Raw genomic sequence first — 23,012 nt, 5'->3', positions numbered from 1 at the left:
ATTCGTTCCTCACATCCGGAAGACGCCGAAGGCGGGCGCCGCGGGGTCCTTTTGGGGAAGCGGTGCGTTCGCGCACGCCGTCAGGGCCAGGCCGAGGACCTGCCGGGTCTCCAGAGGGTCGATCACGCCGTCGTCCCAGAGGCGGGCCGTGGCGTAGTACGCGCTCCCCTGCTCCTCGTACTGCGCGCGGATCGGGTCCTTGAAGGCCTCCTCGTCCTCGGCGGTCCACTGCTCGCCGCGCGCCTCCAGCTGGTCGCGCTTGACGGTGGCGAGGACGGAGGCGGCCTGCTCGCCGCCCATCACGGAGATCTTGGCGTTCGGCCACATCCACAGGAAGCGGGGGCTGTAGGCCCGGCCGCACATGGAGTAGTTGCCCGCGCCGTACGAACCGCCGACGACGACCGTCAGCTTCGGCACGCGCGTGCACGCCACGGCCGTCACCATCTTGGCGCCGTGCTTGGCGATGCCACCTGCTTCGTAGTCCCTGCCGACCATGAAGCCGGAGATGTTCTGCAGGAACACCAGCGGGATGCCGCGCTGGTCGCAGAGCTCGATGAAGTGGGCGCCCTTCTGGGCGGACTCGGAGAACAGGATGCCGTTGTTCGCGACGATGCCGACCGGGTGGCCGTGGATGTGGGCGAAGCCGGTGACCAGCGTCGTGCCGTACTCCGCCTTGAACTCGGCGAAGCGGGAACCGTCGACCACGCGCGCGATGACCTCGCGGACGTCGTACGGAGTGCGGGAGTCCGTCGGCACCGCGCCGTACAACCCCAGGGGATCGACCTTCGGCTCCTCCACCGGCCGCACGGTCCACGGCAGCGGGCCGCGCTCGGGGAGCGTGGAGACGATGGTGCGCACGATGCGCAAGGCGTGGGCGTCGTCCTCGGCGAGGTGGTCGGTCACCCCGGAGGTCCGCGAGTGGACCTCGCCGCCGCCGAGCTCCTCGGCGGTGACGACCTCTCCGGTGGCGGCCTTCACCAGCGGCGGGCCGCCGAGGAAGATCGTGCCCTGATTGCGGACGATCACCGCCTCGTCGCTCATCGCCGGGACATACGCCCCGCCGGCCGTGCAGGAGCCGAGGACGGCGGCGATCTGCGGGATGCCTGCGCCCGACATCCGCGCCTGGTTGTAGAAGATCCGCCCGAAGTGCTCGCGGTCGGGGAAGACGTCGTCCTGCATCGGCAGGAAGGCGCCGCCCGAGTCCACCAGGTACAGGCACGGGAGGCGGTTCTCCAGGGCCACCTCCTGGGCGCGCAGGTGCTTCTTCACCGTCATGGGGTAGTACGTGCCGCCCTTGACGGTGGCGTCATTGGCGACGATCACGCACTCGCGGCCCGAGACCCGGCCGATGCCGGCGATGACACCGGCCGCCGGAGCGCCTCCCCCGTACAGCCCGTCGGCCGCGAGGGGAGCCAGTTCCAGGAAGGGCGAGCCGGGGTCGAGGAGCGTGTCCACCCGGTCGCGGGGCAGCAGCTTGCCGCGCGCCACATGGCGGTCCCGCGCCCGCTCGCCGCCGCCGAGCGCGGCCGCCGCGAGCTTGGCCCGCAGCTCGTCGACGAGGGCGGTGTGCGCCGTCTCGTTCGCCCGCCATGCCTCGGACGCGGGGTCAGCCGCGCTCGTCAGCACTGGTGCCTGCCGCATCAGTCGAGCCCCCTTGCTCGGTCCACTCGGTTCACTCGGTCGACCTCTGATCGGTTAATGAGCGTTAACGCGTTTCGTTCAGGTTAACGACCGCTAACCGGCCTGTCTAGAATCAATTCCATGGCCACCAGAACCGACGCCCCCACCCGTCGCGAGCAGATCCTCAAGGAAGCCGCCCGGCTCTTCGCCGAGCGGGGCTTCCACGGGGTCGGCGTGGATGAGATAGGAGCCGCCGTCGGCATCAGCGGGCCCGGTCTCTACCGGCACTTCGCGGGCAAGGACGCGATGCTCGCCGAACTGCTCGTGGGCATCAGCGGGCAGCTCCTGACGGGCGGCAAGCACTGCGTGGCCGACGTGGACGGATCGCCCGAGCGGGTCCTCGACGCGCTGATCCAGGGGCACATCGACTTCGCGCTCGACGACCGCTCCCTGATCACCCTGCACGACCGCGAGCTGGACCGCCTGCGGGACAGCGACCGCAAGCTGGTCCGCCAGCTCCAGCGGCAGTACGTGGAGATCTGGGTCGACGTCGTCCGCAAGGTCTATCCGGACCTCGCGGAGAACGCGGCGCGGGTGTCCGTGCACGCCGTCTTCGGCCTGCTGAACTCCACGCCGCACCTGAGCCGCCGCGACGCGCTGCCCAGCAGGGCGGCCATGGCGGAACTCCTGCACCGGCTGGCCCGGGGGGCATTCGCGGCCGCCGCGGAGTGACACGCGTCTCTGGACGCTCTGGTGACCGCCGGGTAACCTTCCTCTGAGCAAGCGCTTAGTCGATGCAGGCAGCTGTTGGCAGAGGGAGTTCTCCGTGCGCCGTACCGTTTTCAATGAGGACCACGAGGCGTTCCGGGAGACCCTGCGCGCCTTCATCGAGGCCGAGGTCGTCCCCGTCCACGAGGAGTGGTTCGCCGCCGGCCAGGTGCCGCGCGAGTTCTACTACAAGCTCGCCGAGCTGGGCCTCTTCGGCATCAACGTCCCCGAGGAGTTCGGCGGCGCCGGCCTGGACACGCACAAGTTCGAGGCCGTCCAGTACGAGGAGACCGCCCGCGCGGGCGTCAGCTTCGGCGGCTCCGGCGTCCACGTGCTGCTCGCCCTGCCGTACATCAAGATGCTCGCCACCGACGAGCAGAAGAAGCGCTACCTGGAGAAGTTCGTCTCCGCCGAGGAGATGTGGGCCCTCGCGATGACCGAGCCGGGCACCGGCTCCGACCTCGCGGGCATGAAGACCACCGCCAAGCTCTCCGAGGACGGCACCCACTACGTCCTCAACGGCTCCAAGACCTTCATCACCGGCGGTGTCCACGCCGACCGCGTGATCGTCTGCGCCCGCACCGCCGCGCCCACCGCCGAGGACCGCCGCTTCGGCATCTCGCTCTTCGCCGTCGACACCAAGTCCGAGGGCTACTCCATCGGCCGCAAGCTCGACAAGCTGGGCCTGAAGACCTCCGACACCGCCGAGCTGGCGTTCGTCGACGTCAAGGTCCCCGTCGAGGACCTCCTCGGCGAGGAGAACAAGGGCTTCTACTACCTCGGCAGCAACCTCCCCTCCGAGCGCTGGGGCATCGCCTACGGAGCGTACGCACAGGCCAAGGCCGCCGTCCGGTTCGCCAAGGAGTACGTCCAGGACCGCACGGTCTTCGGCAAGCCCGTCGCCTCGTTCCAGAACACCAAGTTCGAACTGGCCGCCTGCCAGGCCGAGGTGGACGCCGCCGAGGCCGTCGTCGACCGCGCCCTGGAGGCCCTTGACGCCGGTGAGCTGACCGCCGCCGAGGCCGCCTCCGCGAAGCTCTTCACCACCGAGGTCGCGCACCGCGTCATCGACAAGTGCCTCCAGCTGCACGGCGGCTACGGCTTCATGAACGAGTACCCCATCGCCCGCCTGTACGCGGACAACCGCGTCAACCGCATCTACGGCGGCACCAGCGAGGTCATGAAGATGATCATCGCGAAGAACATGGGCCTGTAGAACGCCTGTAGAACTGTCTTCATGAACCAGGCACTTGACGACCTCCTCGTTCTGCTCGACCTGGAGCAGATCGAGGAGGACATCTTCCGGGGCGTGAGCCGCTCGGCGCTCGTGCCCCGCGTCTTCGGCGGCCAGGTCGCCGCACAGGCGCTGGTCGCCGCCGGACGCACCGTCCCCGACGACCGTCCCGCACACTCCCTGCACGCGTACTTCCTGCGCCCCGGGGACCCCGGCGCCCCGATCGTGTACTCCGTGGACCGCATCCGCGACGGCCGCTCCTTCACCACGCGCCGCGTCGTCGCCGTCCAGCACGGGCAGCCGATCTTCCACCTCTCCGCGTCCTTCCAGACGTACGAGGAAGGCCTGGAGCACCAGGCAGGGATGCCGCCCGCGCCCGCCCCGGAGACGCTCCCCACCGCCGCCGAGACGCTCCCGCGCCACCTGCCGCCCGAGGTCGCGGACCGGCTCCTGGAGACCCGCGCCGCCGTCGACCTGCGCTACGTCGACGAGCCGCCCTGGGCCACCGTCGGAAAGCCGCGCGAGCCGCGCTCCCAGGTGTGGTTCCGCACCGACGGCAAGCTCGCGGACGACTCCCTGCTGCACGTCTGCCTCGCCACGTACGTCTCCGACATGACGCTGCTCGACTCCGTGCTGCTCGCGCACGGCCGGGGCGGCTGGGCCGTCGGCGACGTCGTCGGCGCCTCCCTCGACCACGCCATGTGGTTCCACCGGCCCTTCCGCGCGGACGAATGGCTGCTGTACGACCAGGAGTCGCCGTCGTCCTCCGGCGGGCGCGGGCTCGGCCAGGCGCGGATCTGGACGCAGGACGGGCGGCTCGCGGTGACGGTCATCCAGGAGGGTGTCGTTCGCGTTCCCCGCTGATCGGACATACCGTCCGATACATGTCGGAGCAAGTGGAACAGCAGGGCAACGGCGCGAGTGGCGAGAGCGGCGAGAGTGGCGAAAGCACCTTCACCGTCATCGTCGCCGCCGTCGCCAACCTCGGGATCGCGCTGGCCAAGGCCGTCGCGGGCGTCATCAGCGGCTCCAGCGCCATGCTCTCCGAAGCGGCGCACTCCGTGGCCGACACCGTCACCGAGCTGATGCTGCTCGTCTCCCTGAAGGCCAGTGACAGACCCGCCGACGAGGAGCATCCGCTCGGCTACGGAGGCGCCCGCTACATCTGGGCGCTGCTCGCCTCCGTCGCCACCTTCGTCGGCGGCGGCGTCTTCGCCGTCTACGACGGCATCCACACCCTCACCCACGGCGAGGACCCCGGCGACCCGCTCATCTCGTACATCGTGCTCGCCATCGCCTTCCTCCTGGAGGGCTACTCGCTGCGCACCGGCCTCAAGCAGGCGCGCGGCGAGGCGGCCCGCTTCGGAGTCCACCTCAAGCGCTATCTGCGCCACACTCCGGACACCGCGGTCAAGGCCGTCGTGATGGAGGACTCGGCGGCGCTGGCGGGCCTCGTGCTCGCCGCGGCCGGACTGCTCGGCGGGCAGCTCACCGGGTCCGGCGTGTGGGACGGCGTCGCCTCGCTCTGCATCGGCGTCCTGCTCGTGTACGTCGCCTGGGTCCTCGGGCACGCCAACTCCGAGCTGCTCATCGGGCGTCCGCTGCCGCCCGAGATGCGGGCCGCCGTCCGTGCCGAACTGCTCGCCGACCCGCACGTGGTGGACGTACTGGAGCTGACCACGCTCCTCCAGGGCCCCAAGGAGGCCCTGGTCGCCGCGAAGGTCGACTTCCGGGACGTGTCGACGGCCGGGGACATCGAGCGGGCCTGCGACCGGATGGCGCAGCGCCTCCAGGAGCGCTTCCCCGCGGTCCGGCGCGTCTACCTGGACCCGACACCCGGCCCGGCTCAGGACGCGGGCGTCAGCCCCGCCGCGTCGAGCAGGTAGGCCGTCAGCGGGTCGTAGTGGCGCGGGCTCAGGACGTGGTCGTCGAGCGGCACGGTCACCTGCACGGTGCCCTCGGCCTCGCCGATGAACAGCGCCGGGTCGTTGCAGTCCGCGTACCCCATGGAGTCCAGGCCGCGCTGGCCCGCGCGCCCCGCCCAGCCGTGGTCGGCGACGACGAGGTCCGGCTGCGGGCGGCCCTCGCGCTCCAGGCCGTCCAGGATGGCGTTCATCGGCTCGGGGGAGTGCGTGTGCCACAGCGTCGCGCCGCGTTCGAGGACCGCCACGTCCGCGAACTGGAAGACCATGCCCTCGTCGGCCGTCAGACCCTCCGGGATCACCACGATCTCGCAGCCCGCCGCGCGCAGGGCCGCGGCCGTCGCGCGGTGCACGTCGAGCAGCCCTCCGGGGTGACCGGTCGCGAAAAGCACGCTCTCCTTGCTTGCGGCCGCCTTGCGCAGGCGTGCCGCCATCCGCTCCAGGGCGTCGACCGTCAGCTCCGGGTCGATGGTGTCCTGGCCGTGCCGGTGCTGCGGGTCGTCGATGACGCCGCAGCGCTCCGCCATCACCGCGAGGACGTCCTGCTCGTCGGTCCACCGGTCGCCGAGCTCCAGACCGAGCCAGTAGTGGCGGTCGCCGTTCGCGAGCTTCCTGTAGTGGCTGAGGTTGTTGTCGCGGGGCGTGGCGACGTCACCCGCGATACGGGTGCGGACTAGGTGGTCGACGAGCGCGGCACGGGTGGGTATCGGCATGCGTCCCATTCTGCCGTCGGTGACGCTCCGGCGGTGGGCTGTCCCGAACCCCGGACCTGTGACCTCTGCCCCTTCGGCCTCAGGAGGTGCGGCTCAGCGCGAACCACAGCTCCATGCGGACGTCCGGGTCGTTCAGGTCGGAGCCGAGGAGGGCCTCGCAGCGGGCGATGCGCTGGCGGACCGTGTTGCGGTGCACCCTGAGTGCCACCGCCGTGCGGTCCCAACTGCCGTGCAGGGAGAGCCAGGTGCGCAGGGTAGTGGTCAGGGCGTCGTTGCCGGCCAGCGGGGCGAGCAGCACGCGCGCGTGGGTGTCGGCCTCCTGCGGGGCGATCAGGGCGGCGAGACCGTTCTCGTGGTGGCGTACGAGGGGCTGCCGGGTGGCCTCCGCGCGGCGCAGGGCGCGGGCCGCCTGCGCGTCGGCGGCGGACAGGTCGCCGGGGGGTGCGGGGGCGGAGGCGCCCAGGGTCCAGCCGTCCGTCGCGGTGACCTCGCGGTCGGCGGGGAGGAGGAGGCGTACGGCGTCTTCGGAGCCGCGCGGGTCCACCAGACCGGTGCCCAGCGCCGCGGCGAGGGCGGACGCGGACAGCGGGGTGCGCTCCCCGCGCGCGTGCACCACGGTCCACAGGTCGCTCCCGAGGAGAGGGCCGATCTCCTCCGGGGGCGCCCCGAGGAGCAGCCGCACCAGCGCCGCCGAGCGGGCCGCCTCGGAGGCGCCCTGGTGTTCGCCGGTGAGCAGCGAGAGCAGCACGACGGCCGCCCCCGCGATGGTGTGGTCGCCCGGTTCGCGGCGCTCCGTGGCGATCCCGAGCGCGAAGCCGCGGCCGCCGCCGAGGGCGTAGGCGGCCAGGTGCGTGGTCCCTGCGGAGTCGGCGGCGGACGCCGGGGCCGTGGGCGCGGGGCGGCGTACGACCTCGGTCAGCTCCCGCAGCGCGCCGCGCGCGGCGTCCCGAACCCGCCCCGCCGCCTGGAGCTCCGCCCCGTCCGGCCCGTACAGCACCGCCGCCCCGCCGAGCCGGGCCGCGAGCTGGCGCAGTACGGCCGGGACCGGGTCGGGGCGTGCGGCGGCCGTGGCGAGGCCCTGCTGCGCCTCCGTGACGCGGCGCAGCTCCGCGTGCCGGGCCTCGGCCATCAGCCGCCACACGGCCCGTGCGACGCCGCTGAAGGTGGTGCGGGGCGGGACCTCGACGAGCGGCAGGCCGTACCGGTCGCAGGCCGCCACGAGGGCGGGCGGCACCGTGTCGTGCACGGGCGCGACGCCGAAGCCGAGGGCCGCGCCGCCCGCCGCGACGATCCGGGACACGTAGGCGTCGAGGTAGGCGCCCGAGTCCGCCGGGTCGGTGATGTGCACGCCCGCGGTGAGGAGCAGCTCGCCGCCGAGCAGGTACGGGTACGGGTCTGCCATCTCCGAGGTGTGCACCCACTGCACGGCCGGGCCGGCCGCCCGCGCGTCGGGGCCCGCGAGCTGGCGCAGGCCGAGATCCTCGCGGGCGAGCAGCGCGGCGAGCGGGACGGGCGGGGTGGGGGGAACCGTGGGGGGAGCCGTGGGGAGAGCCGTGGGGTCGGCCATGGTGGACATTCCATCCGTCCGAGTCGCGGAGAGTGGAGGAAACGTACACTTCAGCGTTGCTTTCCGGCCACCTAAGGTCGTGCCGACCACAGGCCGCGGGTACGGGCGGATGTCCCCGCGGCCGGTCCTCACTCCATCTGCACGACACGCCACCGAGGTGCGCGAAGGAGGCCCCCTTATGGCCGTCGACTACACAGTGATCGTCGTCTATCTCGCCGGGATGCTGGCCATGGGCTGGTGGGGCATGCGCCGCGCCAAGTCCAAGAGCGAGTTCCTGGTGGCCGGGCGCCGCCTCGGGCCGTGGATGTACTCCGGGACCATGGCCGCCATCGTCCTCGGCGGCGCGTCCACCATCGGGGGCGTGGGCCTCGGCTACCAGTACGGGCTCTCCGGCGCCTGGATGGTCTTCACCATCGGCCTCGGGCTCCTCGCGCTGAGCGTGTTCTTCTCCGCCCGCATCGCGCGCCTGAAGGTGTACACCGTCTCCGAGATGCTCGACCTGCGCTACGGAGGGCGCGCGGGCGTCATCTCCGGAGTGGTCATGTGGGCGTACACGCTGATGCTCGCGGTCACCTCGACCATCGCGTACGCCACGATCTTCGACGTCCTCTTCGACCTGAACCGCACCGTGGCGATCGTCCTCGGCGGCTCGATCGTCGTCGCCTACTCCACGCTCGGCGGCATGTGGTCCATCACCCTCACCGACATGGTGCAGTTCGTGGTGAAGACCATCGGCGTGCTGCTCCTGCTCCTGCCCATCGCGGTCGTCAAGGCCGGCGGCTTCGGCGAGATGAAGGCGAAGCTGCCCACCGAGTACTTCGACCCGCTGGGCGTCGGCGGCGAGACGATCTTCACGTACGTGCTGATCTATACCTTCGGCATGCTCATCGGGCAGGACATCTGGCAGCGCGTCTTCACCGCCCGCAGCGACAAGGTCGCCCGCTACGGAGGCACCGTCGCGGGCACCTACTGCCTCGTCTACGCGATCGCGGGCGCCGTCATCGGCACCGCCGCCAAGGTCATGTACCCGAAGCTGCCGAGCGCCGACGCGGCCTTCGCGACCATCGTCAAGGACGAACTCCCCATGGGCGTACGGGGACTGGTCCTCGCGGCCGCCCTCGCCGCCGTGATGTCGACGTCCTCCGGAGCGCTCATCGCCTGCGCGACGGTCGCCAACAACGACATCTGGTCGCGGCTGCGGGGCGCCGTCGGAAAGCGGAACGACGAGCCGCACGACGAGGTCAAGGGCAACCGCGCCTTCATCCTCGTCATGGGCGTCGGCGTGATCCTCATCGCCATCGCGCTCAACGACGTCGTCGAGGCCCTGACCGTCGCCTACAACCTGCTCGTCGCCGGTCTGCTCGTGCCGATCCTCGGCGGGCTGCTGTGGCGCCGCGGCACCGCGGCCGGCGCGCTCGCCGCCGTCGCCGCGGGCGGCCTGTCCGTCATCGGGCTCATGTGGGGGTACGGGATCCTCGCCAACGAGCCCGTCTACTACGGGCTGCTGATCTCACTCGGCGTCTACGTAGTGGCCTCTTTCGCCACGAAGCCCACCGACCCGGCGGTCCTCGCCGCCTGGCGCGAACGCCTCGCCGGGCGCGGCGCCGACCCCGAGCCCACGGCCGAACCGGCCCCCGTACCTCAGTAAAGTCAGAAAGCGCCCACAAAGCGCATCGAAGCGTAAAAAGGAAGGCACTCCCCACCATGAGCAGCAACGAGACGCCCCGCGGCCCCGTCGACTCCTCCCGCATCCCCCGGTACGCGGGCCCGGCGACGTACGCCCGGCTGCCCCGCCTCGACGAGGTCGGCGGCAAGACGGACGTCGCGGTGGTCGGTGTGCCGTTCGACTCCGGCGTCTCGTACCGCCCCGGCGCCCGCTTCGGCGGCAACGCGATCCGCGAGGCCTCCCGCCTCCTGCGCCCCTACAACCCGGCGCAGGACGCCTCGCCCTTCGCGCTCGCGCAGGTCGCCGACGCGGGCGACATAGCGGCCAACCCGTTCAACATCAACGAGGCCGTCGAGACCATCGAGGCCGCCGCCGACGACCTCCTCGGCTCCGGCGCCCGCATGATGACTCTCGGCGGCGACCACACCATCGCGCTTCCGCTGCTCCGCTCGGTCGCCAAGAAGCATGGCCCGGTCGCGCTGCTCCACTTCGACGCGCACCTGGACACCTGGGACACCTACTTCGGCGCTGAGTACACGCACGGCACGCCGTTCCGCCGCGCCGTCGAGGAGGGCATCCTCGACACCGAGGCGCTCTCCCACGTCGGCACGCGCGGCCCGCTGTACGGCAAGAAGGACCTCACCGACGACGAGAAGATGGGCTTCGGCATCGTCACCTCGGCGGACATCTACCGCCGCGGCGCCGACGAGGTCGCCGACCAGCTCCGCCAGCGCATCGGCGACCGCCCGCTCTACATCTCCATCGACATCGACTGCCTCGACCCGGCGCACGCCCCGGGCACCGGCACGCCGGAGGCCGGCGGCATGACCTCCCGCGAGCTCCTGGAGATCCTGCGCGGCCTCGCCTCCTGCAACCTCGTCTCCGCCGACGTCGTCGAGGTCGCCCCGGCCTACGACCACGCCGAGATCACGGCCGTCGCGGCCTCCCACACGGCGTACGAGCTGACGACGATCATGTCCCGCCAGATCGCGGAGGCCCGCCTGCCCCGCCAGGCGGTGAGCGAGCGGTGAGCCACGACCACGACGTAGTCCTGCGGCCCACCGCCGCCCAGACCGAGGCCGCCCTGAACCCGCCCCCCGGGCGCAACGGCGGCGACCTCGTCGTCGAGACGCTCGCCGGGCTCGGCGCGACCACCGTCTTCGGACTCCCGGGCCAGCACGCGCTCGGCATGTTCGACGCGCTGCGGCGCTCCTCGCTCTCGTACGTCGGGTTCCGCGTCGAGAACAACACGGGGTTCGCGGCGGACGCGTACGGCCGGATCACCGGCGAGGTCGCCCCGCTGCTGCTCTCCACCGGGCCCGGCGCGCTCACCTCGCTCGCCGCGCTCCAGGAGGCGGCGGCGGGGTCGTCGCCGGTCCTGGCGATCGGCAGCCAGGTCCCGGTGGCCGGGCTCGGCGGCGGCCGCCACGGCTACCTGCACGAGCTCCGCGACCAGCAGGCGTCCTTCCGTGACGTGGTCAAATCTGTGCACACGGTCCGTACGGCCTCGCAGATCCCGTCCGCCATCGCCGCGGCCTGGGAGTCGGCGCTCACCGCGCCGCACGGCCCGGTCTGGGTCGAGATCCCGCAGGACGTGCTGCTCGCCGAGACGACGCTGCCCGTCGTGACGGCGATGGACGCGACCCCGGAGGAGGTCGTGCCGCGCCCCGAGCTGACCGCGGTGGCCGCCGATCTGCTGTCGCGGGCCGAGCGGCCCGCGATCATCGCGGGCGGCGGCGTCGTGCGCTCGGACGCCTCCGGCAAGCTCCGCGCGCTCGCCGAGCTGGTGAACGCCCCCGTCGTCACGACCTTCGGCGGCAAGGGCGCCTTCCCTTGGCAGCACCCGCTCTCGCTCCAGTCGTGGCTGGAGGACCGGCACACCACGGACTTCCTGGAGGACGCGGACGTCCTGCTCGTCGTCGGCTCGGGCCTCGGCGAGCTCTCCTCGAACTACCACACCTTCAAGCCGCGCGGCCGGGTGATCCAGATCGAGGCGGACGCCGGGAAGCTGGAGTCCAACCACCCCGGGCTCGGCATCCACGCGGACGCGCGGATCGCCCTCTCCGCGCTCCTGGAGACCATCGAGACGCCCAGGGAGGACGCGGAGGCCCCCGAGCGGGTGCGGGCGGTGCTCGACCGCGTCCGCGAGCGGATCGCCGCGCAGGACCTCACCCTGGAGCAGCAGGTCCTCGCCGCTGTCCGCGACGCCCTGCCGGACGCGTCACCGTCCTTCTGGGACATGACGATCCTCGCGTACTGGGCGTGGTCGGCGTTCGACGCGCGGCGCCCGAACACCATGCACTCGGCGCAGGGCGCGGGCGGCCTCGGCTACGGCTTTCCGGCGGCGCTCGGCGCGGCGGTGGCCGACCCCTCCCACCCGGTGCTCGCCGTCTCCGGCGACGGCGGCGCGATGTACTCGATCGCGGAGCTGGCCACGGCGAAGCAGTACGACCTGCCGGTGACCTGGCTGATCGTCGACGACGGCGGCTACGGCATCCTGCGCGAGTACATGTCCGACGCCTTCGGCGAGGCGACCGGCACGGAGCTGGCGCGGCCCGACTTCGTCAGGCTCGCGGAGTCCTTCGGGGTGCCGGGGGTGCGGTCCTCTCCGGAGACGCTCAGGGACGACCTGGCGAAGGCGCTGGGCGAACCGGGGCCCTCCGTAGTGGTGCTTCCGGCGGTCCTGAAGATGTTCGCCCCGACACATCTGGGCTGATCATCACTTCTTCGTACAACCATCATCGGTACCGGTGGGTCATGTGAAGTGAGTGCGTCGGGGGACGCACTTGTACGGGCCCCGTGGGTCTTGTACGGACCCAAGGGGATGGGAAGACTTCCATGACTCACCCGGTAACCGGGATGTCCCGGCGTGCCCGCATACTCTCGGCGGGACTCGCCGCCGGAGTGCTCGTGCCGCTCGGCACCGCCGCGACCGCGACGCCCGCCGCCGCCGCGCCGGCGCCCACGGTCACCTGCAGCTCCGCGCAGGCCGGCCTGGCCGCCAAGCTCACCAAGGACATCACCGCCGCGCTGAAGAACCGCAAGGGCACCGTCGCGGTGGGCCTCCACGACCGCACCACCAAGACCACCTGCACCCTGCGCGCGGGCACCGCCTTCGACTCGGCGAGCGTCGTCAAGGTGACCGTCCTCGCGGCGCTCCTGTGGGACGCCAAGAAGACCGAGCGGAAGCTGTCCGAGCGCGAGTCGGACCTCGCGTACGCGATGATCACCAAGTCGGACAACGCGGCGACCAGCACGCTCTGGCGCCAGCTCGGCACGGGGAAGATCAAGGAGTTCCTCAAGGCCGCGAAGATGACGAAGACGGTGCCGGGGTCCGGCGGCTACTGGGGCCTGACCCGGATCAACGCGGCGGACGAGCAGAAGCTCCTTGCGCTGGTCACCGCCCAGAACTCCGTCCTGAGCGACAACGCGCGCGCCTACATCCTCAAGCTGATGGGCAAGGTCGTCTCCTCGCAGCGCTGGGGCACCCCGGCGGGCGCGCCGTCCGGCGTCAAGATCCACGTCAAGAACGGCTGGCTGCAGCGGTCCACCCACGGCTGGCGGGTGCACAGCGTCGGCGCGTTCAAGGGCGGCGGCCACGACTACACGATCTCCGTGCTCACGCACGGCAACAGCACGATGAACTATGGCGTCGCCACGATTCAGGGCGTGGCCAAGGCCATCCACAAGGACCTCACGCCCCGTGCGGCGGCGGCGAGCAGGTACGTGCCGACGGACACGCCCCGTGAGGCCTTCGTGGCGGTGCCCGGCGACTGACATTTGTTGCGGCGGGATGAAATCCGCGTCCCGCCGCGTTGGGCCTCTCGGCAGGTCAGGTCGACGGGAGGCAGCACGTGGCGCAGCAACGGGGTGGGGCCGGGCCGGAGAAATCCGGCTGGGCCAAGCGGCTCACCGGGTACGCGTGGCGGTATCCGAAGGACGTCGTGCTCGCGCTCGGGTCCTCGCTCGGCGGCATGGCCGTCATGGCCCTCGTCCCGCTGATCACCAAGGTGATCATCGACGACGTCATCGGGCAGGACGGCCAGGGCGGCGGCCGGTCCATGGGGCCCTGGGCCGGCGCGCTCATCGGCGCCGCCGTCGTCGTCTACGTCCTCACCTACATCCGCCGCTACTACGGCGGCCGCCTCGCCCTCGACGTCCAGCACGACCTGCGGACCGAGATGTACGGGACGATCACGAAGCTCGACGGGCGGCGGCAGGACGAGCTGTCCACCGGGCAGGTCGTCGGACGCGCCACCAGCGACCTCCAGCTCATCCAGGGCCTGCTCTTCATGCTGCCGATGACCATCGGCAACATCCTGCTCTTCGTGATCTCCCTCGTGATCATGGCGTGGCTCTCCCTGCCGCTCACCCTCGTCGCCCTCGCCGTCGCCCCCGCCCTCTGGTTCATCGCCCGCCGCTCCCGCTCCCGGCTGCACCCCGCCACCTGGTACGCGCAGGCCCAGGCCGCCGCCGTCGCCGGAGTGGTCGACGGCGCCGTCAGCGGCGTACGCGTCGTGAAGGGGTTCGGGCAGGAGGACCAGGAGACCGGCAAGCTCAGGGAGGTCGGGCGCAAGCTCTTCGCCGGACGGCTGCGGACCATCCGCCTCAACGCCCGCTACACGCCCGCCCTCCAGGCCGTCCCGATGCTCGGCCAGGTCGCCATGCTCGCCGTCGGCGGCTGGCTCGCGGTCGAGGGGGACATCACCCTCGGCACGTTCGTCGCCTTCTCCACCTACCTCGCCCAGCTCGTCGGACCCGTGCGCATGCTCGCCATGGTCCTCACCGTCGGACAGCAGGCCCGCGCGGGCGTCGAGCGCGTCCTCGAACTCATCGACACCGAGCCGAGCATGGCGGACGGCACCAAGGAGCTGCCCGCCGACGCCCCCGCCACCGTCGAGTTCGACGACGTCGGGTTCGCCTACGAGGACGACCGGCCCGTCCTCAGCGGTCTCTCCTTCGAGATCCGGCCGGGTGAGACCCTCGCCGTCGTCGGCTCCTCCGGCAGCGGCAAGTCCACCGTCTCGCTGCTCCTGCCGCGCTTCTATGACGTGTCGCACGGCGCCGTCCTCATCGGCGGCCACGACGTGCGTGAGCTGACCCTCGACTCCCTGCGGTCCGCCATCGGGCTCGTCCCCGAGGACTCCTTCCTCTTCTCCGACACCGTGGGCGCCAACATCGCCTACGGCCACCCGGAGGCCACCCGCGAGGAGATCGAGACCGCCGCCCGCGCCGCCCAGGCCCACGGCTTCATATCCGACCTGCCCGAGGGGTACGACACCAAGGTCGGCGAGCAGGGCCTCACCCTCTCCGGCGGCCAGCGCCAGCGCATCGCGCTCGCCCGCGCCATCCTCACCGACCCCCGCCTCCTCGTCCTCGACGACGCCACATCGGCCGTCGACGCGCGCGTGGAGCACGAGATCCACGAGGCGCTGCGGGGTGTGATGGCGGGGCGTACGACGCTTCTCATCGCTCACCGCCGCTCCACCCTCAACCTCGCCGACCGCATCGCCGTTCTCGACGAGGGACGCCTCGCCGACCTCGGCACCCACGACGAGCTGGAGGAGCGCTCCGCCCTCTACCGGCGGCTGCTCACCGACCCCGACGAGCTCGGCGGCGTCTCGCCGGGCCACGCACTCCCCGCCGACCTGCCCGACCGGCCCGAGGACACCTCCGTACGCGACGAGCTCGACGCCGAGTTCGACGCGGAGCGCGGCATCACGCCCGCCCTGTGGACCGGCGACCGGGAGCCGAAGGACACCTCCCTCGCCGGGATGCCGTCCACGCCCGAACTGCTCGCCCAGGTCGAGGCGCTGCCCCCGGCCGCCGACACCCCCGGCATCGACGAGGCACGGGCCGTCACGCCCGAGGAGTCGTACGGCCTGCGCAGACTGCTCGGCGGGTTCGGGGTGCCGCTCCTGTTCAGCCTGCTGCTCGTCGCCGTCGACGCGGGCATGGGGCTGCTGCTGCCCGTCCTGATCCGGCACGGCATCGACGAGGGCGTCAACGAGCTGGCGCTGGGCGCCGTCTGGGCCGCGGCCGGGCTCGCGCTCGCCGCCGTCGCCGTGCAGTGGGTGGCGCAGACCGGCGAGATGCGGATGACCGGACGGACCGGCGAGCGGGTGCTCTACTCGCTCCGGCTGAAGATCTTCTCGCAGCTCCAGCGGCTCGGACTCGACTACTACGAACGCGAGTTGACCGGGCGCATCATGACCAGGATGACGACCGACGTCGACGCGCTGTCCACGTTCCTGCAGACCGGACTCGTCACCGCGTTCGTCTCCGTCGTCACCTTCTTCGGCATCATGGCCGCCCTGCTCGTCATCGACGTGGAGCTCGCCCTCGTCGTCTTCGCGACGCTGCCGCTGCTGATCGTCGGCACGTACTTCTTCCGCAAGGCCAGCGTGAAGGCGTACGAACTGGCCCGTGAGCGGGTGTCCGTCGTCAACGCCGACCTCCAGGAGTCCGTCGCCGGGCTGCGCATCGTGCAGGCCTTCCGGCGCGAGCGCGCGGGCGCCGAGCGGTTCGCGGAGAACAGCGACAGCTACCGGCAGGCCCGCATCCGCGGCCAGTGGCTGATCTCCGTGTACTTCCCGTTCGTGCAGTTCCTGTCGTCCGTCGCCGTCGTCGCCGTACTCATCGTCGGCGCGGGCCGCGTCGAGGCGGGCACGCTCACGACCGGCGCGCTCGTCGCCTATCTCCTCTACATCGACCTGTTCTTCGCGCCCGTGCAGCAGCTGTCGCAGGTCTTCGACGGCTACCAGCAGGCGTCCGTCTCGCTGGGCCGCATCCAGGAACTCCTCCAGGAGCCCACGTCGACGCAGGCCGCGAAGGAGCCGATGGAGGTGCTCTCGCTGCGCGGCGAGATCGCCTTCGAGGACGTCGACTTCGCGTACGCGGCCACCGGCGAGGGCGACCCCGAGGAGGCGCTCAGCGGCGTACGCCTGCGGATACCCGCCGGGCAGACCGTCGCCTTCGTCGGCGAGACCGGCGCGGGCAAGTCGACGCTCGTGAAGCTCGTCGCCCGCTTCTACGACCCCACGGGCGGCCGCGTCACGGTCGACGGCACGGACCTCCGCTCCCTCGACCTCACCTCGTACCGTCACCGCCTCGGCGTCGTGCCGCAGGAGGCGTACCTCTTCGCCGGCACGGTCCGCGACGCCATCGCCTACGGCCGTCCCGACGCCACCGACGCCGAGGTCGAGGCGGCCGCCCGCGCGGTCGGCGCGCACGAGATGATCGCCACCCTGGAGGGCGGCTACCTCCACGAGGTGAGCGAGCGGGGCCGCAACCTCTCCGCAGGACAGCGCCAGCTCATCGCGCTGGCCCGCGCCGAACTCGTCGACCCCGACATCCTGCTCCTCGACGAGGCGACGGCCGCGCTCGACCTCGCCACGGAGGCGCAGGTCAACCAGGCCACCGACCGCATCGCCGGCAAGCGCACGACACTCGTCGTCGCCCACCGGCTGACCACGGCGGCCCGCGCCGACCGCGTCGTCGTGATGGACCACGGCCGGGTCGCGGAGGACGGCACGCACGAGGAGCTCCTCGCGCTGGACGGCCGGTACGCGCGGCTGTGGCGGACATTCGTGGGCGAGCCGGTCGAAGCGGCCTGAGGGGGCGGAAGGGTCACGGGAAAAGGCGGGGCGACCCGCAACCGCGGGTGGGGTGGGCTGCGTCCGTACATCAGTACGCTGAGGCAGGAGTGGCGGGAGGGGCAACCGTGAGCGGTGGGCGGAGCAGCGGGCGGAGCTGTGGTCGGATACGACGGCGGCTGACGCTCGGCACCGCCGTGCTCGCCGCCGCCGTGCTGCTCGCCCTCGCGGGCCCCGGCACCGCATCCGCGGAGGCCGTCACCGGCCTCTGCGCCGGCCGCAAGGTGCGCACGCTCCCCTTCAGCACCGGCCGGGTCGACGTCTTCAAGACCCGCGGCTACGTCTGCGCCGTGGCCTTCGCCAAAAACACCAGGGTCCGCAAGACGATGTCCGTCAGCGTCCAGGCCCGCGGCAGCCGGCCCGCGCGTGACAAGGGCCGGTACAGCCACCACGCGGGCCCGGTGACGGTCCACGCGGGCCACCGCTGCGTGTGGGTGAAGGGGAAGATCGGCGGGCACGGGGTCAGTTCCGGCTGGATCCTCTGCTGAGCGAACTGCTGAGCGAACTCCCCCTGGTGTGGACCCAGTTGCTCCGTTAGGTTCCGGGGCATTGCTGTGTCGACAGGGGAGGGTGCATGCGCAAGACGCTCAGATGGGTGCTGTCGCTCGTGGTGCTGATAGGCACGGTGGGCGCGGCCGGAGCGACGTCCGGAGCGGCCACCGCTGCAGAACCGGGCCTAACGGATGGCACGAACAGTGCCAGTGCCGATATCAGCGACATCAAGGACAGGCTGCTCGCCATACCCGGCATGAGCCTGATCGAAGAAAAGCCGTATCCCGGCTACCGCTTCTTCGTACTCAACTACACCCAGCCGGTGGACCACCGGCGCCCGTCCAAGGGCACCTTCAAGCAGCGCCTCACCGTGCTGCACAAGGACACCAGCCGCCCCACGGTCTACTACACCAGCGGCTACAGCGTCTCCACGAACCCCAGCCGCCGCGAGCCGACACAGATCGTCGACGGCAACCAGGTCTCCATGGAGTACCGCTTCTTCACGCCATCGCGCCCCGATCCCGCCGACTGGTCGAAGCTCGACATCTGGCAGGCCGCCACGGACCAGCACCGCATCTACCAGGCGCTCAAGCCGATCTACGGCAAGAAGTGGCTGGCCACCGGCATCTCGAAGGGCGGCATGACGGCGACGTACTACGAGCGCTTCTATCCGCGCGACATGGCGGGAATCGTCTCCTACGTAGCGCCCAATGACGTCGTCGACAAGGAGGACTCGGCCTACGACGAGTTCTTCGAGGGCGTCGGCACCAAGGAGTGCCGCGAAAGCATCCAGGCGGTGCAGCGCGAGGCGCTCGTACGCAGGGAGCCGCTGTCGGCGAAGCTCGCGGCCCTCGCCGAGGCGGAGGGCTACACCTTCAAGACCGTCGGCACGCTGGACAAGGCCTTCGAAGCCGTCGTCATGGACCTGGTGTGGGGCTTCTGGCAGTACCAGCCCGCCGCCACCGCCTGCGGGCAGATCCCGGACGCGGCCACCATGACCGACCAGGCCCTCTTCGACTACGTCGACTCGGTGGGCGGCTGGTCCTCCTACACCGACCAGGGCCTCACCCCGTACACGCCGTACTACTACCAGGCGGGCACCGAGCTCGGCGCGCCCACCATCGAGCAGCCCTGGCTCGGCGACCTGAGCCGGTACGGCTATCAGCCGCCGCGGAACTTCGTGCCGCGCGACATCCCGATGACGTTCGAGCCGCACGCGATGCGGGACGTCGACCGCTGGGTGCGGCACAACGCGCACCGGATGATGTACGTGTACGGCGAGTATGACCCGTGGGGCGCCGAGCGGTTCCGTCCCGCGCGCGGCGCCAAGCACGACAGCCACGTCTTCACGGCGCCCGGCGCGAACCACGGCGCGAGCGTCTCGCAGCTCGTCGCGGACGAGAAGGCGAAGGCGACGGAGCGGATCCAGACGTGGGCCGGGGTGCCCTCGGACTCCGGCAAGCCGCTGGCCGCGTACGACAAGAAGCTCGACCGGCGTGACGTGCGGAAGGAGCAGACGCTGCGGCCGTAGTACGGCCGGCCGTCTCGCGTCTCGCGACAGGGGCCGACGCACCGCGTCGGCCCCTTACAGCCGTACCGCGCACCCCACCGGGCGTTTCCCGTCCAGGGTCACGTAGAGCCGCGTGGCGGCGGGGCACGCGGCGCGGTCCGGTACCGCCGACGTCACCCGGTACTCCGGACGCCGTTCGCCGGAGCCGTCGCAGGCCGTCTCCCGCACCTCGCCGCGCCCCGCGCCGTACACGCAGTCCCCGACGACGGTCCGCGGACCGCCGCCGCCACCGGGGTCGCCGGGGTGTGGCGGCTCCAGATTCCGCATGCAGGCGTAGCCCCGCGGGACCTCGCCGTCGCCGTCCTCGTCGACGGCGGGCCTGCTCTCGCTGATGTGCAGCACGAAGTCCGTGTGGGCCGGGCAGGCGGGGCCCTGCCGTACGGTCCCGTCGTAGCGCGCGACGACCCGCGCCGCCGCCCGCTCACTGGTGCACGAGACCTCCGTGAACGTCGCGCGGCCCCGCGTACTGCACTCGTCGACGGCGAGGAAGACGGGGAAGGAACCGGTGGGATCGGAGCCGGTGGGATCGGAACCGGGGGGATCGGAGCGGTCGGGCTTCTGACACCCGGTCAGTGCGACCAGCGCGACCAGCGCGACCAGGACAGCCAGCACGGCCAGGACCAGCCCCACAGCCGCCGCCCGCGGCCGTGCCCTGTCGCAGGCAACCATGGCCATCCCCCCGATACGCGCACCCCAGCGTGGCCCGCCGGAGCGGGCGCACGCCAGGCGCGCGGGGGGCTTTGGGCCGCTTGGGGGTGGCGTGCGGGTGGCGCGGCGTACGGCTCAGTACGTCAGGCCGTACCCGATCGGGTACAGCACCTGCGCCGGGTCGTCCGCCCGCCGCACCGGCACGGGCAGCCGCCCCCGGGGAGCGGCCCGGCCCGCGATGACCCGGGCGGCGGCGCGCAGTTCGACGTCCGTCCAGGAGTACGAGGCGAGGGCGGCGTCGACGGGCGGCTGATGGGCCACGTCGTACGGGTTGCGGACGGCGAGGGTGATGACGGGGACGCCGGTGGCCTTGAGGGCGGCGACGAGGGTGGCCTGGCTGGTGTCGTCGGGGCTGTCCGTCGCCCGGTGGGCTCGGGCGTGCGTGTTGTCCAGGGTCGTGTTCGCCGCCTGGGTGTTGTCCCTCGTGGTGGCATGCGTGGTGATGTTGTACGTCGTCACGAGGACGGCGTCCTGGCCGCCCTGTGCCGCCGCCACGGCCTTCTCGATCGCCGCTTCGTCGGGCGCGGTTCCGGTGGGCAGGGCCGTCGCCTGAAAGCCCAGGGCGTTGAGTGCGTCCGCGAGGACCGCGGTCGGCGGGCCCGTGGTCCCGGACGGCGAACGGGGGTCGGCGCCGACCACGAGGACGCGGGGGCGCGTGGCGGGTGACAGGGGGAGGAGCCCGTCGGTGTTGACCAGGAGGGTCGTGGTGGCTTCGGCGATGCGGTCGGCGGCGGCCAGGTGGGCGGGGGCGCCGACGGTAGAGAGTGTGGGGGTGGGGGTGGGGGTGGGGGTGGGCTCCTCGCCGTCCAGGAGGCCGACCCTCGCCTTCATGCGCAGTACGCGCAGGACCGACTCGTCGATCCGGGCCTCCGTCAGCTCGCCGCTCCTGACCGCGTCGATCACCGCGTGCCACGCGACGTCCGGGCGCGGCGGGTTCAGGAGCTGGTCGGCGCCCGCCTTGAGCGCGAGCACGGCCACGCGGTCGTCGCCGTACTTCGTACGGACGCCGCGCATCGCGAGCGAGTCCGTGGCGATCACGCCGTCGAAGCCGAGCTCCTCGCGCAGGATGCCGGTCAGGATCGGGTGGGAGAGCGTCGCCGGGTCACCCGACGGGTCGAGGGCGGGCACCACGATGTGCGCGGTCATGACGGAGTCGACGCCCGCGGCGATCGCGGCGCGGAACGGGGGCGCGTCGTAGCGCTCCCACTCCTCGCGGGTGTGGTGGATGTGCGGCAGCTCGGTGTGGCTGTCGTCCGTCGTGTCGCCGTGCCCCGGGAAGTGTTTGGCGGCGGTCGCGATGCCCGCGCTCCGGTAGCCCTCGACCTGCGCGGTCACGAATCCGGCGACGGCTTCGGGGTCGGCGCCGAAGGAGCGTACGCCGATGACGGGGTTGGCCGGGTCCACGTTCACGTCGGCGTCCGGGGCGTAGTCCTGCCGGATGCCGAGGGCGCGCAGCTCGGTGCCGGCGATCCGGGCGGCCTCGCGGGCGTGGTCGTACGAGCCGGACGCGCCGAGGGCCATGGCGCCGGGGAGCAGCGTGGCGGGGGCGCCGACGCGGGCGACGGCGCCGTGTTCCTGGTCGACGGAGATGAGGACGGGGACGCCGGGGGCCGCCTCCTGGATGCCGCGGGAGAGCTCGGCGATCTGGTGGGGGTCGCGGGTGTTGTGGGCCCAGCCGAAGTAGATGACGCCGCCGAGACGGTAGCGGGCGATCAGCTCGGCGGCGTCGCGCACGCCGAGCTCCCGGAGGTTCGTGTCGACGTCGTCCTGGTCGGGGTCGGTCGCGCGGTGGCCGTACACGTGCATGACGAAGAGCTGGCCGACCTTGTCCTCCAGGGACATGGAGCCGACGAGTTCGCGGAGCCTGCGGTCGCTGTCGTCGGGCTGCTGCACGTGGGCTCCCGCGGTTCGGAGGAAACTTTCAGGAGTTACGGATATCCCGAAGATTTCTGCCGGTCAAGGGAGGAGCGCGGGGCCGTCACCGGCGCTGTTGAAGGGGGGGCGCACCGGTGACGGCGGGCTGCCGGGCCGCAGGCGGCGGAGAGGGTGGTCAGCGTTCGCAGCCAGCAGCGATGCCGACACCGCCTTGCGGAGACTCACCGGCAGCGTGCCGGTTGGACGGCTGGGGGAGCGGTACGGTTCCCGACCGGCCGAAGATTTACGGAAGTTGGGGTGAGGGTGGGCTCGGTTGCCAGTGCGCCTGAAGGGTGCGGACCGTCTCCGCGATGGCGGGGCGGCGGGAGGCCCCCGTCCGCCACAGGGCGTAGAGCCGGCGGACCGGCACCGGGTCGAGGGAGACCGTGACCGCGCCGGCCGGGACGGGGCCGCGGCCCAGGCGGGGGATGAGCGCGATGCCGAGCCCCGCGGCGACGAGCGCGACGAGGGTCGGGTTCTCCTCGGCCTGGTGGGCGATGTCCGGCTCGCACCCCGCCTCGCGGAGCGTGCGGATCAGCCAGTCGTGGCAGACGAGCCCCGGAGGCTGCGTGATCCAGCGTTCGTTCTTCAGCTCCTCGCGGCGTACGGACGCGCGCCCCGCGAGCCGGTGCCCGTCGGGGACCACGAGGTCGCAGAAGTCGTCCCCGATGACGGCCTGTTCGACGCCGGGCGGCGTGGGGAGCGGCGCGATGTCCCAGTCGTGGACGACGGCCACGTCGACCGCGCCCTTGGCCACGAGGTCGACGGAGAGGTGCGGGTCGATCTCCGACATGCGGGTGTCAAGGGCGGGGTGGCGGCGCGCCAGATCGGCGAGGACGGAGGGGAGGAGGCCCCGCGCCGCCGAGGCGAACGCGGCGATGGTGAGGCGCCCGGCCGGCACCCCGCGCCGTTCCTCCAGTTCGGTCTCGGCGCGTTCCACGATGGCCATCAACTGGCGGGCCGTCTCGGCGAGATGGAGGGCTTCCTCGGTGAGGGCGACGCCTCTGCCGCGCCGTTCGAGGAGCGTCGTGCGGGTCTCCCGTTCCAGCTTGGCTATCTGCTGGGAGACCGCGGAGGGCGTGTAGCCGAGCGCGGTGGCGGCCGCGCCCACCGTGCCGTGCACGGAGACGGCGTGCAGGGCGCGGAGCCGGGCGAGATCGAGCACGGGCCCTCCCCATTCATC

Annotated in this window: 17 protein-coding genes; 11 read left to right on the top strand and 6 right to left on the bottom strand. The window is 72.0% G+C overall.

All coding sequences use genetic code 11. The features are described 5' to 3' along the window. Positions 1-9 precede the first annotated feature (9 nt). Entirely contained in the window at positions 10-1,641 is a 1,632-nt protein-coding gene (locus tag ACI2L3_RS02945) for a carboxyl transferase domain-containing protein (RefSeq protein ID WP_404750507.1), read from the bottom strand. Positions 1,642-1,761: 120 nt separating this feature from the next. Between ACI2L3_RS02945 and ACI2L3_RS02940 the strand changes: the two genes are divergently transcribed. From ACI2L3_RS02940 to ACI2L3_RS02925, 4 genes are all read left to right on the top strand, one after another. After that, the gene (locus tag ACI2L3_RS02940; RefSeq protein WP_404750506.1) at positions 1,762-2,352 is read left to right on the top strand and encodes a TetR/AcrR family transcriptional regulator; all 591 of its coding nucleotides are present in this window, start codon (positions 1,762-1,764) and stop codon (positions 2,350-2,352) included. 94 nt (positions 2,353-2,446) lie between these two features. Next, complete coding sequence (locus ACI2L3_RS02935) at positions 2,447-3,604, top strand: acyl-CoA dehydrogenase family protein (protein ID WP_404750505.1); 1,158 nt, start codon at positions 2,447-2,449, stop codon at positions 3,602-3,604. A gap of 21 nt (positions 3,605-3,625) precedes the next feature. Beyond that, positions 3,626-4,486: an acyl-CoA thioesterase gene (locus ACI2L3_RS02930; RefSeq protein ID WP_404750504.1), complete on the top strand. Its 861-nt coding sequence runs from the start codon at positions 3,626-3,628 to the stop codon at positions 4,484-4,486. 20 nt (positions 4,487-4,506) lie between these two features. Further along, positions 4,507-5,508, top strand: coding sequence for a cation diffusion facilitator family transporter (locus ACI2L3_RS02925; protein ID WP_404750503.1), 1,002 nt, complete (start codon positions 4,507-4,509; stop codon positions 5,506-5,508). Here the strand turns inward: ACI2L3_RS02925 and ACI2L3_RS02920 are convergent. After that, on the bottom strand, positions 5,469-6,257 hold the full coding sequence (locus tag ACI2L3_RS02920; RefSeq protein ID WP_404750502.1) for a phosphatase: 789 nt from the start codon (positions 6,255-6,257) through the stop codon (positions 5,469-5,471). The genes ACI2L3_RS02925 and ACI2L3_RS02920 overlap by 40 nt on opposite strands. A 79-nt stretch (positions 6,258-6,336) precedes the next feature. Beyond that, positions 6,337-7,824: a PucR family transcriptional regulator gene (locus ACI2L3_RS02915; RefSeq protein WP_404750501.1), complete on the bottom strand. Its 1,488-nt coding sequence runs from the start codon at positions 7,822-7,824 to the stop codon at positions 6,337-6,339. Positions 7,825-8,002: 178 nt separating this feature from the next. Here ACI2L3_RS02915 and ACI2L3_RS02910 point away from each other — a divergent pair, with 178 nt between their 5' ends. From ACI2L3_RS02910 to ACI2L3_RS02880, 7 genes are all read left to right on the top strand, one after another. Next, positions 8,003-9,472, top strand: coding sequence for a sodium:solute symporter (locus tag ACI2L3_RS02910; RefSeq protein WP_404750500.1), 1,470 nt, complete (start codon positions 8,003-8,005; stop codon positions 9,470-9,472). 56 nt (positions 9,473-9,528) lie between these two features. Then, a complete protein-coding gene (speB, locus tag ACI2L3_RS02905; protein ID WP_404750499.1) occupies positions 9,529-10,521 on the top strand; it encodes an agmatinase in 993 nt (330 codons plus the stop codon). Continuing rightward, entirely contained in the window at positions 10,518-12,206 is a 1,689-nt protein-coding gene (locus tag ACI2L3_RS02900; protein WP_404750498.1) for a thiamine pyrophosphate-binding protein, read from the top strand. Before speB ends, ACI2L3_RS02900 begins: the two co-directional genes overlap by 4 nt. A gap of 122 nt (positions 12,207-12,328) precedes the next feature. Next, positions 12,329-13,267, top strand: a complete 939-nt coding sequence (locus ACI2L3_RS02895; RefSeq protein ID WP_404750497.1) for a serine hydrolase — start codon at positions 12,329-12,331, stop codon at positions 13,265-13,267. 77 nt (positions 13,268-13,344) lie between these two features. Beyond that, the gene (locus ACI2L3_RS02890; protein WP_404750496.1) at positions 13,345-17,106 is read left to right on the top strand and encodes an ABC transporter ATP-binding protein; all 3,762 of its coding nucleotides are present in this window, start codon (positions 13,345-13,347) and stop codon (positions 17,104-17,106) included. Between the two features lie 107 nt (positions 17,107-17,213). Beyond that, the gene (locus ACI2L3_RS02885) at positions 17,214-17,633 is read left to right on the top strand and encodes a hypothetical protein (RefSeq protein ID WP_404750495.1); all 420 of its coding nucleotides are present in this window, start codon (positions 17,214-17,216) and stop codon (positions 17,631-17,633) included. An 86-nt stretch (positions 17,634-17,719) separates the two neighbouring features. Next, positions 17,720-19,168 carry an aminopeptidase gene (locus tag ACI2L3_RS02880; protein WP_404750494.1) on the top strand — a complete coding sequence of 483 codons (1,449 nt, stop codon included), beginning with the start codon at positions 17,720-17,722 and terminating at the stop codon, positions 19,166-19,168. Positions 19,169-19,222: 54 nt separating this feature from the next. On the opposite strand, the gene ACI2L3_RS02875 is transcribed toward ACI2L3_RS02880, so the two are convergent. The 3 genes from ACI2L3_RS02875 to ACI2L3_RS02865 all read right to left on the bottom strand — a co-directional run bounded on the left by ACI2L3_RS02875 (position 19,223) and on the right by ACI2L3_RS02865 (position 22,994). After that, positions 19,223-19,876 (bottom strand): hypothetical protein, encoded by a 654-nt coding sequence (locus ACI2L3_RS02875; protein ID WP_404750493.1) that lies wholly within the window; start codon positions 19,874-19,876, stop codon positions 19,223-19,225. A 114-nt stretch (positions 19,877-19,990) separates the two neighbouring features. Beyond that, positions 19,991-21,757, bottom strand: coding sequence for a glycoside hydrolase family 3 protein (locus tag ACI2L3_RS02870; protein WP_404750701.1), 1,767 nt, complete (start codon positions 21,755-21,757; stop codon positions 19,991-19,993). 316 nt (positions 21,758-22,073) lie between these two features. Beyond that, positions 22,074-22,994, bottom strand: a complete 921-nt coding sequence (locus tag ACI2L3_RS02865; protein WP_404750492.1) for a LysR family transcriptional regulator — start codon at positions 22,992-22,994, stop codon at positions 22,074-22,076. Positions 22,995-23,012: the final 18 nt, after the last annotated feature.

It is taken from the genome of Streptomyces sp. NPDC029674 (assembly GCF_044903205.1).
In the GTDB taxonomy this organism is placed as follows: domain Bacteria; phylum Actinomycetota; class Actinomycetes; order Streptomycetales; family Streptomycetaceae; genus Streptomyces.
Note: the sequence above shows the minus strand (reverse complement) of the source record. Positions and strands in the feature narration are given on the sequence as shown.